The 16,382-nt window shown below is 45.2% G+C and carries 12 protein-coding genes; 9 read left to right on the forward strand and 3 right to left on the reverse strand.

The genetic code is table 11. The features are described 5' to 3' along the window. The first annotated feature begins 75 nt into the window (after positions 1-75). The 4 genes from EXU57_RS04710 to EXU57_RS04725 are packed head-to-tail and all read left to right on the forward strand — an operon-like array spanning position 76 to position 6,223. Complete coding sequence (locus EXU57_RS04710; RefSeq protein ID WP_133267033.1) at positions 76-1,980, forward strand: glycoside hydrolase family 88 protein; 1,905 nt, start codon at positions 76-78, stop codon at positions 1,978-1,980. A gap of 10 nt (positions 1,981-1,990) precedes the next feature. Next, positions 1,991-3,037 (forward strand): pectate lyase, encoded by a 1,047-nt coding sequence (gene pelA / locus EXU57_RS04715; RefSeq protein ID WP_207955398.1) that lies wholly within the window; start codon positions 1,991-1,993, stop codon positions 3,035-3,037. A 1-nt stretch (position 3,038) separates the two neighbouring features. After that, complete coding sequence (locus EXU57_RS04720) at positions 3,039-4,559, forward strand: tagaturonate reductase (protein ID WP_133267034.1); 1,521 nt, start codon at positions 3,039-3,041, stop codon at positions 4,557-4,559. Positions 4,560-4,570: 11 nt separating this feature from the next. Further along, on the forward strand, positions 4,571-6,223 hold the full coding sequence (locus EXU57_RS04725) for a UxaA family hydrolase (protein WP_133267035.1): 1,653 nt from the start codon (positions 4,571-4,573) through the stop codon (positions 6,221-6,223). On the opposite strand, the gene EXU57_RS24985 is transcribed toward EXU57_RS04725, so the two are convergent. Beyond that, on the reverse strand, positions 6,213-6,443 hold the full coding sequence (locus EXU57_RS24985) for a hypothetical protein (protein WP_165958036.1): 231 nt from the start codon (positions 6,441-6,443) through the stop codon (positions 6,213-6,215). The two genes, EXU57_RS04725 and EXU57_RS24985, sit on opposite strands and share 11 nt — an antisense overlap. 237 nt (positions 6,444-6,680) lie before the next feature. Here EXU57_RS24985 and uxaC point away from each other — a divergent pair, with 237 nt between their 5' ends. The 5 genes from uxaC to EXU57_RS04750 all read left to right on the forward strand — a co-directional run bounded on the left by uxaC (position 6,681) and on the right by EXU57_RS04750 (position 14,264). Continuing rightward, on the forward strand, positions 6,681-8,123 hold the full coding sequence (gene uxaC / locus EXU57_RS04730) for a glucuronate isomerase (RefSeq protein ID WP_133267036.1): 1,443 nt from the start codon (positions 6,681-6,683) through the stop codon (positions 8,121-8,123). Positions 8,124-8,229: 106 nt separating this feature from the next. Further along, positions 8,230-9,855 carry an NADP-dependent glyceraldehyde-3-phosphate dehydrogenase gene (locus EXU57_RS04735; protein ID WP_133267037.1) on the forward strand — a complete coding sequence of 542 codons (1,626 nt, stop codon included), beginning with the start codon at positions 8,230-8,232 and terminating at the stop codon, positions 9,853-9,855. Continuing rightward, positions 9,855-10,865 (forward strand): sugar kinase, encoded by a 1,011-nt coding sequence (locus EXU57_RS04740; RefSeq protein ID WP_133267038.1) that lies wholly within the window; start codon positions 9,855-9,857, stop codon positions 10,863-10,865. Before EXU57_RS04735 ends, EXU57_RS04740 begins: the two co-directional genes overlap by 1 nt. A 722-nt stretch (positions 10,866-11,587) precedes the next feature. Continuing rightward, entirely contained in the window at positions 11,588-13,246 is a 1,659-nt protein-coding gene (locus tag EXU57_RS04745; protein ID WP_133267039.1) for a C1 family peptidase, read from the forward strand. A 109-nt stretch (positions 13,247-13,355) separates the two neighbouring features. Next, a complete protein-coding gene (locus EXU57_RS04750) occupies positions 13,356-14,264 on the forward strand; it encodes a pentapeptide repeat-containing protein (RefSeq protein WP_133267040.1) in 909 nt (302 codons plus the stop codon). A gap of 173 nt (positions 14,265-14,437) precedes the next feature. On the opposite strand, the gene EXU57_RS04755 is transcribed toward EXU57_RS04750, so the two are convergent. Together EXU57_RS04755 and EXU57_RS04760 are read right to left on the reverse strand one after the other, a co-directional pair. Then, positions 14,438-14,890 carry a YhcH/YjgK/YiaL family protein gene (locus EXU57_RS04755; RefSeq protein WP_133267041.1) on the reverse strand — a complete coding sequence of 151 codons (453 nt, stop codon included), beginning with the start codon at positions 14,888-14,890 and terminating at the stop codon, positions 14,438-14,440. A 336-nt stretch (positions 14,891-15,226) separates the two neighbouring features. Further along, a complete protein-coding gene (locus EXU57_RS04760) occupies positions 15,227-16,249 on the reverse strand; it encodes a sugar kinase (protein WP_133267042.1) in 1,023 nt (340 codons plus the stop codon). Positions 16,250-16,382 lie beyond the last annotated feature (133 nt).

Below are 16,382 nucleotides of genomic sequence, written 5' to 3' on the forward strand. Positions count from 1 at the left end.
CAGCTATGTGGCGAATGCCCTTGTTTGATGTTGGACTCGTGATGATTTGGCTGCTCTAAAAAAGCCGGGATAAATATGAAAAGATTATTAACGATTGTTTGTTTGCTGCTTGCTATGCATAGCGTGCAGGCTCAGCCGGTATCGCAGAAAATGGCTGCTACGGTAATGACGCTATGGAAGGACTCTTTCTCGCTAACCCCGGGGCGTTCTGCCCGATGGTCGTACGACCAGGGTGTATTTTTAAAAGGCTTTGAAGGCATTTGGAAACGCACCGGTGATCCCAAATACTTTGATTATATACAAAAAAGTATGGACTTTTTTGTTGATGAAAACGGCACGGTTAAAGGCTACCGGCCCGACGAATACAATATTGACCACGTAAATAATGCGCGCATTCTCCTGCTCCTTTTTCGTGTCACGGGCAAGGAAAAATATTGGAAAGCCGCTACCCACATGCGCAACCAGCTGCGGACCCATCCGCGTACGGCTGAAGGTGGTTTCTGGCACAAGCAGGTTTACCCACACCAGATGTGGCTTGATGGCCTGTACATGGGACAACCGTTTTATGCTGAGTATACCTACCTGACAAAAGATGATACCGCCTTTAATGATATCGCCAAACAGTTTATCCTGATGGAGAAACATGCCCGGGATGCAAAAACGGGTTTGTTGTACCATGGATGGGACGAATCAAAACAACAAAAGTGGGCGAACAAAGAAACCGGTGTGTCGCCAAACTTTTGGGCAAGGGCAATGGGTTGGTATGCTATGGGACTTGTAGACGTGCTGGATTATTTTCCTGAAAGTCATCCGAAACAAAAAGAACTCGTCGCCATTTTACAACGACTGGCTGCTGCAATTCAAAAAGTGCAGGATCCTAAAACCGGGGTTTGGTTCGACCTGCTTGACAAACCTACTCTTAAAGGCAACTACGTGGAAGCCTCTGCGTCCAGCATGTTTGTTTATGCCGTTGCGAAGGGTATTCGCAAAGGCTATCTAGCAGAAAACAACAGCGCCTGGTTAACAAAGGCCTATGATGGTCTGGTGAAACAATTTATAGTTCCGGCTGATAATGGCGGGGTAAACCTTAATGGCACCGTAACCGTATCAGGCCTTGGAGGTTCACCGAATTATCGCGATGGCAGTGATGCCTACTACCTTAGCGAAAGGGTTATACAAAACGATCCAAAAGGCATCGGTGCTTTTTTGCACGCGGCGAATGAAATGGAAATGCGTCCAAACCTTAAAATGGGTAAGGGCACCACCATACTGCTCGATAATTACTTTAACAACGAAGTGAAAAAGGATATTACGGGCGACAATGTTAGCTGGCATTATACGTGGGACGAGATGAACCATGGCGGCTTTTCACTATTGGGTAACCTGTTCGAACAACACGGGGCAAAGCTCGCTACGCTAAAATCGGCACCAACCGCGGCAAATCTTAGGAATGCAGGGGTTTACATCATCGTTGATCCTGATACCCAAAAAGAAAGTCCAAGGCCGAACTACGTTCAGCCGGGAGATGTTACGGCAATCAGTGATTGGGTAAGGGCAGGAGGGATCCTTGCCCTGTTTTCAAACGACAGCAGTAATGCCGAGTTCACCCATTTTAATACCCTTGCAGAAAAATTTGGCTTTCGCTTTAATCCCGAACTTAAAAATCCGGTGATCAATAATCAATATGAGCAAGGGGCGATTGTTGTTGAGCCGGGTAATCCGGTATTTAAGACGGCAAAAAAGGTTTACATCAAAGAGTTGGCGAGCCTTAAAGTTGCCAAACCAACAGATGCTGGGTTGAAGCACAAAGGCGACAACATTGTTGCCGTAGTGAAATATGGTAAAGGCTGGGTGTTTGCTGTTGGCGATCCCTGGTTCTACAACGAATATATTGATGGACGAAAGCTGCCTGCGGAATATGAGAACTTCGCGGCGGCTTCGGATTTTGTAAAATGGGTTCTCAGTACTAAAAACAAGTAAGCTTTCCATTATGATTAAACGTTTTTCACTACCCGGGATGATTGTTAAAGCAGGTTGCGTTATGCTTGCATTGGGTACCCTACAGCAAACCTCGGCGCAGGACATGCAGGCCGACAATATGTTGGTATACCAGCGCGCAATAGGTGGCTGGCCAAAGCACATCAACGAAGTAAAGATTGACTATACCAAGCCCCTGTTTGAAGAACAAAAGCTTGATTTACGCGCCGACTCGCTTAAGAAAGATGCCACCATAGACAATGGCGCAACCGTAAAAGAAATCCGCTACCTTGCCTCGGCCTTTAAAAAACACAACAACCCTGCATACCTGGCAGCTGCTGAAAAGGGGGTACGTTATTTACTGAAGGCTCAATATCCCATTGGCGGATGGCCACAGTTTTATCCTGACTCGAGCCTTTATCGTGGAGAGATCACCTTCAACGATAATGCAATGATCAACGTACTCGAGCTGATGCTGGATGTAAAAGGGGGCAAAAACGACCTGGAGGTTATCAGCCGCACCCTCGTTCCCGGGTGTACGGCTGCGATTGAGAAAGGCATTAGCTGTATACTTCTAACACAAGTAAAGGTTAATGGAAAACTAACCGTTTGGTGCGCACAGTATGACCAGAAGACGCTTCAACCGGCAACCGCACGTAAGTATGAGTTGCCCTCGTTAAGTGGATCGGAAAGCGTTGCGATTACGCGGTTTCTCATGAAGGTTGAAAAACCTTCGGCGGCAATTAAAACGGCAGTGAAAAGTGCTGTTGAATGGTTTAACGCATCTAAGATAGAAGGATATAAGTTTGTGTCGGTTCCCGACCCTGCAGAGCCAAATGGAAGGGACAGAAAGTTGATTGCAGAACCCGGTGCGGTACTCTGGGCACGTTTTTACGACCTCGATACCAACGAACCATTTTTCTGTGGTCGCGACGGCATAAAAAAGAAACGGGTTTCAGAGATTGAATATGAGCGTAGAAATGGGTATGCCTGGTATGGCAACTGGCCTCAACAATTATTAGAACAGGAATATCCCTCCTGGTTAAAGAAAAACGCATAACATGAACAACTTGTCTGTTTCCGCCTTAGCGCAGGTAATCGAAAATGATCGGCTGGTTAAGCCTTCACAATCCGTGTTTCAACTGCCGGAGAAGGTACTGCAGTTCGGCACCGGGGTACTTCTTCGTGGCCTGCCAGACTACTTCATCAATAAAGCAAACAACCAGGGTGTTTTTAAAGGCCGTATCGTAGTGGTAAAATCAACCTCGCAGGGCGATACCAATGCGTTTGATACCCAGGACGGATTGTTTACCCAGTGTATCAGGGGTCTTGAAAACGGCGAAAAGGTTGAGCAGAACATCATCAATGCAAGCATCAGCCGGGTACTGTCTGCAAAAGAGCAGTGGAACGAAATTCTTGAATGTGCTGCAAACCCCAACATGGAGGTGATCATCTCCAATACAACCGAAGTTGGCATCAGTCTCGTTAAAGAAGATAAAATTGATGCCGCTCCACCGGTATCATTTCCTGGTAAACTGCTGGCTTTTTTATACCACCGTTACAAAGCGTTCAATGGTGATCCATCAAAAGGGGTAGTGATTGTGCCTACTGAGCTGATCGTTGATAATGGTGCAAAGCTTGAAGCGATTGTACTGGAGCTGGCGCACCTGAATGGTGTTGACCCGGCCTTCATGGATTGGCTGGAAAGCTCTAATCATTTTTGTAATTCACTGGTCGACCGGATTGTTCCGGGCAAATTACCCGAAGCTGATAAAGCCGTTTTTTTGCAGGAATACGGGGTAAACGACGACCTGATGATCATGAGTGAAACGTATAGCCTATGGGCAATTGAAGCCAATGATCCCGTGGTGAGCGAAAAACTTTCATTTTATAAAGTGGACAAAGGTGTGGTTATCGCCCCCGACATCAACAAGTTTCGCGAACTGAAATTGCGATTGCTGAACGGTACCCATACTTACAGCTGCGGACTGGCGCATCTTGCCGGTTTCACCATAGTGAAGGAAGCGATGGAAGACGACGAATACAGGGGTTATGTATTGCAATTGATGTTAAATGAAATTGCCCCGGCCATTACCAATGACGAGATCACTTATGACGAAGCAAAGGAGTTTGCGGAGAAAGTAGTTGACCGTTTCAGGAACCCTTTCATCGAACATAAATGGTTAAGCATCTCGGTACAATATTCTTCTAAAATGAAGATGCGTAACGTGCCGGTATTGATAAAACATTATGAGCGCAACCAGCAGGTACCTGAGCTGATGGCGATCGGCTTTGCGGCTTACATCAGGTTCATGAATTGCATTGAAACAGATGGCAAATTTGTAGGCGAAGCAAATGGGGAAGCATACAATATACAGGACGATCATGCCGGTTGGTTTGCCGAACGAAGCAGCCTTAACGCTGGTGCGATTGTAGAAGAAGTTTTAAAAAATGAGGCCTACTGGGATGTTGACCTCACCAAATTACCCGGTTTTGCGGCAGCTGTAGAAAACTGGTATGGACAACTTGTTGCCGGCCGGGTGAAAGACGTTATCAGAGAAAGTCATTCCGTAAAAGCTTAGAACAACTGATCATGAAAAAAAGCATTTTAAAAGTTCATCCTGACGATAACATTATCGTCGCTTTACGCAACCTTACGAAAGGTGAAGAAGTAAAAATGGACGGGCAAACGTATACAGTAACTGAAGATATTCCGGCAAAGCACAAATTCACCGAAACCGACATGCAGGCGGGCGACAGCCTAACAATGTACGGGGTGCTTGTTGGAAAGGCACAAATGCATATACCTGCCGGTGCGCGCATTTCTACGTCAAACGTAAAACATGCATCCACGGGTTTTGAACTGGGAAGTCGCAAAACAGCTTGGCATGTTCCCGACGTGTCGAAATTTAAAACCAGGACCTTCAAAGGATATCACCGCAGCGACGGCAGTGTAGGTACAGCAAATCATTGGCTCGTTATACCCCTCGTGTTTTGTGAAAACAGGAACATCGATGTATTAAAAGACACCCTGTTGGATGAGCTTGGTTTTTCAAGGCCTAAAAAATACAACGACTTTGCAAAGCAGTTAAAGAAGCTGTATACCTCAGGCAAAACCGTTCAGGATATTTTGAACGCCGAGTTCAAGGAAAGCGATGAGTCGGAGAAGAAAGACCGGCTATTTAAAAACATAGACGGGGTAAAGTTTATCACCCACGAAGGCGGCTGTGGTGGAACCCGCCAGGATGCCCAGGCGCTTTGCGGCTTGCTTGCAGGTTATATCACCCATCCCAATGTGGCTGGTGCAACTGTGCTTAGCCTTGGATGCCAGAACGCACAGATTGCCATGCTTGAGGAAGAAATTGCAAAGCGTTCGCCCGCGTTCGACAAACCACTTTATATTCTCGAGCAACAACGTATCGGTAGCGAAACCGATCTCATTTCAGCCGCACTCAAACAAACTTTTGCGGGACTGATCCAGGCCAACCAGCTTGAACGCCAGCCGGCACCCATCAGCAAACTTTGTATCGGCCTGGAGTGCGGTGGTTCCGATGGCTTTTCAGGCATTTCCGCCAACCCGGCCATCGGGTATACGAGCGACTTGCTTGTAGCTGCAGGAGGCTCTGTTATTCTCTCCGAATTTCCGGAGTTGTGTGGGGTTGAGCAGGAGATGAGCGACCGTTGTGTGGATGAAAGCAAGGCACTTCGGTTTATCGATATCATGCGCCGGTATGGGCAACGTGCGAAAGACGCGGGTTCAGGTTTCGATATGAATCCATCACCTGGCAACATCAAAGACGGACTGATCACCGATGCCATCAAGTCGGCTGGTGCGGCAAAAAAAGCGGGGACCTCGCCTGTTGTTGATGTGTTGGATTATCCGGAAAAAGTGAGCAAGCCGGGTTTGAACCTGTTGTGTACACCGGGTAATGATGTTGAGTCGACTACCGCCGAAGTTGGTGCAGGCGCAAACATTGTGCTTTTCACTACCGGTCTTGGAACACCAACCGGCAACCCCGTGGCACCCGTGCTAAAAGTATCGAGCAATACGATCCTTTACAACAAGATGCGCGACATCATTGATATTAATACCGGAACCATCATCGAAGGAGAAGAAACCATCGAGGAAGCCGGGGAACGCATACTCGACCACGTGATTAAAGTAGCGAGCGGCGAAGTGGAGGCCCTATCTGTAAAAAACGGGCATGAAGACTTCATTCCGTGGAAACGGGGGGTTAGTTTGTAAGTGGGTATTGGGTATTGGTTGACTGGTTGATAAGTTGATAGGTTGACTGGTTGATTGGTTGAGAAGTTGATTGGTTGACTGGTTGATTGGTAGATTGGTTGACTGGTTGATTGGTTGAGAAGTTGATTGGTTGACTGGTTGAGAAGTTGACTCGTTGATTGGTTGATAAGTGATCAGTTGACTGGTTGATATGTTGATTGGTTGAAGTTGATTTATTCATTGGCCAGGAAGCAGATGGGTTGCCGTGCTATGGAGATTGCGTTGATAAATCAACATATGATTTTGACAAAACAACCGGGGCGGACTAAAAATCACGTCTCATAACTCATCTCTCATAACTCATAACTCATCACTCATCTCTCATAACTCATCACTAATTTCTCATCACTCTGAACTCATAACTCTAAACTCATAACTCCTACCTCCTCACTCTTAATTCATAACTTTTAACTGCAATATGAAGCGATTTCTTGACGAAAACTTTCTGCTGAAGACCAGGACTGCGCAGAAGCTTTACCACGATTATGCGAAAGAGATGCCCATAATCGACTATCACTGCCACCTGCCACCAGCGCAGATTGCGGCTGATCAACAGTTTGAAAACCTCACCCAGGTGTGGCTTTACGGCGACCATTATAAGTGGCGTGCGATGCGGGCAAATGGTGTAGACGAGAGCTATTGTACCGGTGATAAACCTGACTTTGAGAAATTTCAGAAATGGGCCGAAACCGTGCCGTATACACTGCGTAACCCGCTGTATCATTGGACCCATCTTGAACTTCAGCGCTATTTTGGGATCGACCAGATTCTAAATGGCGATACTGCCAAAAGCATATACGACGAATGTACCGCCAAACTGCAGACACCCGAGTATTCCGTTCGTAACCTGCTCCGTAAATTGAACGTCAGGCTGGTTTGTACCACCGACGACCCTGTCGACAACCTGGAGTACCATCAACAAATAAAAGATGACGGGTTTGAGATCCCCATTCTCCCGGCGTTCAGACCAGACAATGCAATGAACGTTGACAATACACAAAACTTTAATGGTTACGTTCAACGCCTTGAAACTGCGGCAAACGTGTCCATCGGTTCCTTCCAGCAGTACCTCGATGCGCTGAAATCGCGGCATGAGTATTTTGCGGCGAATGGCTGTAGTGTTTCCGATCATGGGCTCGAAGAGATCTATGCCGAAGATTATACAACAGCGGAAATTGCCGGGCTGTTTGACAAAGTTCGTGCAGGTAACGACCTAAACGATATCGAGAAACGCCGCTTTAAATCGGCTATGCTGGTGCAGTTTGCCGAATGGGATTGGGAAAAAGGCTGGGTGCAACAATACCATCTGGGTGCTTTGCGCAACAACAATTCACGCATGCTGCGCAAACTTGGTCCGGATACCGGTTGGGATTCTATCGGCGACTTTTCGCAGGGCAGATCCCTTTCGAAATTCCTCAGCCGGCTTGAAGGCGAAGACAAACTCACCAAAACAATCCTGTACAACCTCAATCCTGCTGATAATGAATTGATGGCAACCATGATCGGCAACTTCAACGATGGCTCTGTTGCGGGAAAGATTCAATTTGGATCTGCCTGGTGGTTCCTTGATCAGAAAGATGGCATGACAAGGCAGATTAATGCCCTTTCGAACATGGGCCTGCTAAGCCGTTTTATCGGTATGCTTACCGATAGCCGGAGCTTTCTATCATTCCCGCGCCACGAGTATTTCCGCCGCTTGATCTGCGACCTTTTTGGCGAGGAAATGGAAAATGGTGAATTGCCAAACGATATAGAATGGGTTGGAAAAGTGATCCAGGATATTTGCTTCAACAACGCTAAAAACTACTTCAACTGGCAGCAATTAAATTCCGAAAAAGCGGTTCTGACGAAAGCCCGGTAGTAACGCATAAGTAATAATGCATAATGGATAACTCATAATTCATCACGCTGAATTCATAATTCATCACTCAAAACTCACCAACTACTAACACACAACCAACTAACTAATGACTTTTACCGAAGAACTCGATAAAATTTTTGTTACCGAAGAAGAGATACCTGAAAAGTTTAACCTGACGGAAGAAGTACACCAGCGCACTTACCTGAGCAATGGTGAAATGAAAACCTGGAAAGGCAGTGTACATGAGGTTTATTCCCCGGTTTGTATCAGAACTGAAGAAGGATTAAAAAGAAGGTTAATCGGCACCTACCCGGTTTGTACCGAACAGGAAGCCTTTGAAGCCTTAGACGCGGCAATCGCTGCATACGACAATGGCCGTGGCAAATGGCCCACCATGAGTGTTGCCGACCGGATTACCTGTGTAGAAAACTTTACCAAAAAGATGCTTGAACAAAAAGACATCGTGGTTAAGTTGCTCATGTGGGAGATCGGGAAATCTTACGCCGATTCGGTAAAGGAGTTCGACCGAACAGTCGAATACATCTATGCCACCATAGATGCATTGAAAGATATCGACCGGCAGTCATCCCGCTTTGAAATTGAGCAGGGAATTGTTGCACAGGTACGTCGTTCACCGCTTGGAGTTGTACTGTGTATGGGCCCTTTTAACTACCCGCTTAATGAAACGTTTACAACCCTTATTCCTGCAATTATCATGGGGAATACCCTATTGTTTAAACCTCCGAAACACGGTACGTTATTACACTTTCCTTTGCTGGAGGCATTCCGCGACAGTTTTCCAAAAGGGGTTGTCAACACCATTTATGGTCGCGGGCATACGATTGTTCCCGGCCTGATGCAGTCGGGTAAGATCAACGTGCTTACCCTGATTGGTTCGAGTAAAGTTGCAAACGAACTGAAGAAGTTGCACCCTAAGGTTAACCGCCTTCGCGCCATCCTCGGTCTCGATGCAAAAAATGCAGCCATCGTTACCAAAAATGCCGACATATCACTGGCGGTTCAGGAAACCGTACTGGGCTCATTATCCTTCAACGGTCAACGTTGTACTGCACTAAAGATCATTTTTGTACATAAGAATATTGCTCGCGAGTTCCTGCACCAACTAAAAGAGGCTGTAGCCAAATTGAAGTATGGTATGCCTTGGGAACCAAATGTTGCCCTAACCCCATTGCCTGAACCACATAAGCCCGCATACCTGCAGGAGATTATCGAAGATGCCAGGCAGCACGGTGCCGAGGTTATCAATGAAAATGGGGGAGCAACCGTTGCTTCGTTTGTTTACCCTGCAATTGTGTTCCCGGTAAACGAGAAAATGAAGTTGTACAGGGAAGAACAATTCGGGCCCGTGATACCAGTTGTGCCCTACGAGAGCCTTGAAGAACCGATTCAATACCTGATCGAGTCGCCGCATGGTCAACAGGTAAGTATCTTCAGCAGCAACAGTGATGAGGTAGCTACATCAATTGACGAGTTGGTTAACCAGGTAAGCCGGGTTAACATCAACTGCCAGTGCCAGCGAGGTCCCGATGTATTTCCCTTTACCGGCCGTAAAGACAGTGCTGAAGGAACCCTTTCAGTTGTGGATGCACTGCGTTCATTTTCTATCCGGTCGCTGGTTGCCACAAAACTGAACGACAACAATAAGCACCTGCTCAACGAGATTATCAACGGGCATGAGTCGAATTTCTTAAGCACCAAGTTTATCTTTTAATGAAAAAGATTTTTTGTTTCGGCGAACTGTTGCTTCGTTTGTCGCCTTCGGCAAACGAGGACCTTGCAGAGCAACCCATGTTGGTATACGTGGGTGGCGCCGAAGCAAACGTCGCCACCGCTTTGGCAGGCTGGAATGTTCCGGTAAAGTATTGTACCGTGTTACCCGACAATTTTATGTCGCGGCACATGATACAATACCTCGAATACAAGGGCATCTATACTTCTTCGATTTTATTCGCCGGAAAACGTATCGGGATTTACTATCTCGAACGCGGATCCGACCTGAAAGGAAGCGTTGTTTATGATCGCGAGCATTCCTCTTTTTCAGAATTAAAACGTGGTATGATCGATTGGGACAAGGTGTTCCAGGACGTATCATGGTTTAATCTTTCGGCAATTACCCCGGCCTTAAACGCCAATCTTGCCGATGTATGTTTAGAGGCGCTTGAAGCCGCTTCGAAAAAAGATATCACCATATCACTTGATCTGAATTACCGTTCAAGGTTATGGCAATACGGTAAACAGCCGGTTGAGGTTATGCCTCAACTGGCTGAATATTGTGATGTGCTCATGGGCAATATCTGGTCGGCAAATACCCTGTTGGGAATACCCGTCGACGAGCACGTCCATGATCATAAAAGCAAACAGGCTTACCTCGATCATGCAAAAGCTACCTCAATTGAAATCGTAAATAAATTCCCCCGTTGTAAAACGGTTGCAAACACGTTCAGGTTCGATAACCCGGAAAGTGAACTTCAGTACTATACTAGCCTTTATATGAACGGCGAGCAATACGAGTCACCGGAATTTTCAGCAACCTGCGTAGTTGATCGTTCAGGCAGTGGGGATTGTTTCATGGCTGGCCTCATCTATGGGATAAGTAAAGCGCACGCCCCGCAAGACATCATCAATTATGCTGCAGCTGCAGCCTTTGGTAAACTCCAGGAGCTTGGAGACGCAACCGGCCAGGATCGCCTTACGATCTATAAATTAGAAAAGGGCCAGTAACCTGTGTTCTGGTTTTTGCTTCATCAACCCGCTCATTTGTTACCCATAAACTCGTAGCCAGGATCTTCCGGTAAGCGCATTACAGGCCAACAATTTCGATTTTAATAGTATTGTCATTTGCCAGGCGACATACTGCTATCGCCAGCTTAGGTGCCGGACCGGACTTTACTGCTAACATTTAACAAGGATTACTTTTTAATGCTGCCCTGCCGGAAAATGGTGGGGCTTTTTTGTTTTTCTTTTGGTAGCCAGCATTTGTTCACGTGGCGACATCGTTGCTACGCTCAGTTCAACGGCATAGCATTGAGGATCGGTTTGGTGTAAACCCTCGAAACGGAAACCAGGAGTCTGCACAATGGTTAAAGGCCAGGTTGCTTCGTTTGCAAGCCGGATTAGCAAAGCTGCGTGCTGCTTTGCACGCATATACGAACATACCGGTCAGCAGTAATGCAACCTGGTTTATCAAATCACAGCTACGATCATCTGCGGCGGCAACCAATAAATAACGCGGCTACCATTTCGTTCCGACTTTCGAGCATTCTATGTTGTGTTTAGCGCCGTTCATTCCCTACTACATATTTGTGCGATTGAACAGGCGGCGGTTGTTTGCATTTTTTGCATTCGGTTAACAGTTGAGCATAAAGGGTAATGATACCCGCACTATGGTACCAGCTGCAAAACCGGTAAAAAAATAAAGCAAACAAAACATAACAAACACAACGATGAAAAAGAATGCGCTTTTAAAAGCATTTACTATTGCGACCACAGTTTTAATCTTCTCTTGTAAAAAGGAAAATATTCCCGATCCGCCGCCAACACCTCCCGATACTCCCACTGAAGCAAAACGTCCGTTGGGTTACGAAGGCGACGATAACATGGGTAAAATACCAACCACACCAAATGTTGGTTACGATGACGGCAACCTTCCTTCACAGGTTGACCTTAGTGCTAAGTTTCCACCCATCGGCGACCAGGGACAATACGGAACCTGCGTTGCATGGGCGACCGCATACAACCTGAAAACAGCGCTCAATGGAATAGATAAGGGCTATACTGCTTCGCAACTTGCTTCACCGGCAAACCAGGCAAGTCCCAGGGATTTGTTTACCGCAATCCCCGATAATCAAAAAGGGTCCGATTGTAATGGTACCAATTTCAGCTTCGCACTCGATGTACTGCAAAACCGCGGGGTCGCATCGCTGCAAACCGTTCCGTATACCTCGCTGAGTAATTGTTCACAATCCGGTGTTCAATCCAGTTGGACAAACGAAGCAAAAAACAACAAGATTAAATATTGGAGAAAAATAAGTGCAACGGTAAAGGATATCAAAAAGAATATTGCCAACAATATCCCGGTGTTACTTGCAGCAAAACTCTCCGACAACTTTATGACCTGGAACACTGATAATGTGCTGAGCTCAAATACCACTTATAACACCGTTGGCCAGCATGCTTACCATGCCCTGGTGATCGCAGGTTATGATGATAACAAAGGTGGCAGGGGTGCATTTAAGATCATTAATTCATGGGGTAAATACTGGGGTAGCAAAGGATACATCTGGGTGGATTATAACTTCCTGATCAATGAATTTTGTACGACACCCGATGGTGACAAACCGCTCTTCATTGCTTCTAATGACGCGGGTAGTGTTAATCCTCCAAACCCGAATCCATCAACGTCTGGCGTCGATTTAGCACCATGGGTATTTTCAGATGAGTCGGCATATGCAGGTAGTGGAAATCCGCTAAAGCGTAAGATCAACTACAACTTCTATAATATCGGCAACCAGGCTGCTTCATCAAGTACAAACTGGTCGGTGTATTATATCTACTTTAATGCTTATGATGCAAACGACTATGGTGTGTTGTTTTATGACGACTTTAATACCACTACTGCGTCCAACACATTTTATTGTCCTAATTCAGGAAACTGTGTTTTCAATTACAGCATTCCTGCAGGTGGTGATTTTGCAACAACCGTTTTCAAGTCGGAAGAGATTGTCAGGAACTACTATATGCCTAAGATTACCGGTGATTACTATCTGTTGCTGGTTACTGATGCTGAAGACAAATTTGCTGAAGAGGATGAACTGAATAACCTGTTTTATACTTCCCTTTGGCCGACCACATTCAATAATGGTTATGCCGATCGCGGGCAAGGTGCATCCACGTTCCAGTTTAAAAATGAACTCCGTTTCAACAAGCAGAACATTAAGAAAAACAAGTTCAATACGGTTGTAACATCTGAATTCAGAAACGCTTATACCCCTGGTGAAATAATGTCTTTCTTTAAGAAGGAGAAAAAGAGCGGTGCTCTTGAAGCGAAGATCAACCGGTACATCCAGGACAATGGAAAAGATACCTACACGAAAGAAAAATAATTAACATCATAGGGCTGCCTTCATATGAGGCAGCCCTCTTTTCTTCACAATTGTACAATAGCTAATCGTTTTTAGAAACAAATCATCAACCAATCAAACACCAGGTAACATGAAATATTATTTCCTTGGCTTCCTTATTCTCTTGGTTACTTTTTGCGCATCAAAAAAGGATACACAAACACAAAATAAAGGTGATATGAAGGAGTCGCTCCGTACAGGCAAAGACATCTTTATCGAAAATCGTGTATTTACCGAAGAGTTGGATATCACGAAATTGCTCGACCCCAATTTGGTTAGTGATGGTATTTACCAGGTGAAAACATCGTCGTCGGTTACCTTCAAAAATTGCAGGTTCGAAGGAAAGGTCAAGGCGTTTAGCAACCAACAGGACTCCCGGGTTACCAGTACTGCTTTCCTGAGTAATGTTTCTTTCATTCAGTGCATCTTTAACAATGAAGTAAACTTCAGGAGCAGCAGCATAATGGGCACCGCTGATTTTACAAAATCAACTTTTAATAAGGTTGCCAATTTCGAAGAATGTACGTTTCTGCAGAATGCATATTTTAATGGTTGTACGTTTAATGATGACGTTCGGTTTCAGAACGCTTTTTTTACCAAACGTGCTAATCTTATGAACACTCAATTCAATAAGGCCAGCAGCTTTCAAAATACTACGTTTAACTCAGAGGTTCAATTCAGCGTAGGTAAGTTTCGCGACTATGCCGACTTCTCGCTGAGTAAGTTTAACGACAATGCCTTTTTTAATTATTGTGACTTCAGCAAAAATGCCAGCTTCAACAGTTCGCATTTTTCACGCGGGGTTGATTTTCTAAATGTCAACTTTAATAACACCGAATTTAAGGGTTGTTCATTTTACGGGGATACCCGCTTTTTTCAATCGGCTGTACAGTCAAAGATGGATTTTGAGAATACCTTTTTTTTGTTTGGTACACCGGATCTTAGTTTTATTGCAGCACAAAAAGTTAACCTGGCCAACCTGAAGAAAATCCGTCATTAAACCAATATTGCGATCTCGAACAGTGGATCGAAAAAGGACGCCCGCTGATTTTGGATGGTACCATTTCGAAGTTCAACCAAATGCTCGTAATAATTGCTAAACCTGTTTGCTAATACTGCTATAAATAAAAAGAGGCGCCGAATACCGGCGCCTCTTTTTATTGTAATGCAATGCTAGATCTTAACCTTAATGACCAGCTTTTTGATCGGGTCCTCACCGATCATTGGTGCATGAACATCTTCCGGGTAAAATATCGCGAATTGGTTATCGGTTAATTTGAAAAACATATCCGGAGCATCACTGTAAAACACCACATCTTTTTCAGGGTTGTATTCACCTTTTTGTGCCGTGCAACTGCTCCTTGGCTTCCAGCCAAATTGCTCTATTCCTTTTATCACTACCTGGATGTCGATGTGTTTGTCGTGACACTCGAATTTAGCTATCGACTCTGCAATGGTCATTCCTTCTTTGTTGGATACGATTGCCCGAAGAGACGTTCCTGCTACTTCGTATTTGCCATCTTCAAGGTTTGCAAGATCGAGTGAACCAATGTATTCAAAGGCCTGCTGAAAATCGGGGTGCAGGCTGTTGTATTGGTCCGAGTTGGTGAGGCTGTCTATGATCATGTTTATGAGTTAATCGTGATGAGTTAAGAGTGATGAGTTATGAATTAAGAGTGATGAGTTATGAATTCAGAATGATGAGTTATGAGTTTTGAATTACGAGTGATGAGTGATGAGATATGAGTGAGGAGACGTGATGTTTAGTCGGTTTTGTGGATCGTATAAGTTGGCTTTATTAAGCTTCTTTGAGTCGCTCATTAATGAACAAAATGTACAAGAGTGCGACGCAACGGCTGCTGCTATGAAAAGCAAATGCCGGGTCCAAAAAAAAAAGTCCGCTATGTAATGAGCAGACTTTTTTTATTGACATTACATCAATTTTACATTTTGCATTTTTAATTACCGCTGTACCCTTCCGGAAGCATCACCTTTCATAAGGCCCTTTACTTCTTCAAGTGTTGCGTGGTTTAGATCGCCCGGAATGGTATGTTTCAGCGCAGATGCAGCAACACCAAATTCAGCTGCTTCGTTCATTGGCATACCGGTAACCAGACCGTAAATAAATCCACTTGCAAATGAGTCGCCGCTACCTACGCGGTCGATAATGCGAACCTCATATTGCTTGGTATGGTAAAACTCACTGCCATCGTACACGAGTGCGCTCCATCCATTGTCGGATGCACTATGGCTTTCGCGAAGTGTTGAGGCGATGTATTTAAAGCCAAGCTTATCTTTCATTTGACCAAATACATTTTTGTATCCTTCCAGGTCGAGTTCGCCCTTGGTAACATCGGAGCCTGCACTAAAGCCGAGTGTTGTTTCTGCATCTTCTTCGTTACCGATACAAACATCAACGTATTGTGCAAGGTGGGTCATTACTTCACGTGCTTTCTCTTTGCTCCACAACTTTTTGCGATAATTAAGGTCGATACTGGTGGTAATGCCTTTTGCCTTTGCTGCTTTCAAAGCTGCTTCAGTTAATGCAGCTGCTTTGTCGCTTAGTGCAGGGGTGATACCAGTGGTGTGGAACCAATCGGCACCTTCAAGAATTTTATCGAAGTCGAACTCGGAAATATCGACATCGGCAATTGATGCATTAGCACGATCGTATACCACTTGTGATGCACGCATTGAAGCACCCGTTTCGAGGAAGTAGATACCAAGTCTTTGTCCACCGCGGGCGATGTACTGTGTATCCACTCCAAAACGGCGCAAATGATTTATGGCGGCCTGCCCGATAGGGTTGTTGGGCACCTTTGTAACAAACGTTCCATTTTCGCCATAGTTACAAATGGCTGCCGCAACGTTTGCTTCGCCACCGCCATAGGTTACATCAAAACTGTCGGATGTTACAAATCTCTTGTAATCGGGTGTTGATAGTCTCAACATGATTTCTCCAAGTGTCACAACTTTTTTAGGCATAGTCGTTAGTTGGTTTAAGTAAAAAAATTTTATTTCAATTTGTGTTATATCTTGTACCCTGTCGTTTTTAGGGTGCCCAAAGGTATACTACAAGTATTATTGGAAGCACAAAAAGTCCGGTAACGATTGCGTT

The sequence above is a fragment of the Segetibacter sp. 3557_3 genome (assembly GCF_004354985.1).
Classification (GTDB): domain Bacteria; phylum Bacteroidota; class Bacteroidia; order Chitinophagales; family Chitinophagaceae; genus Segetibacter.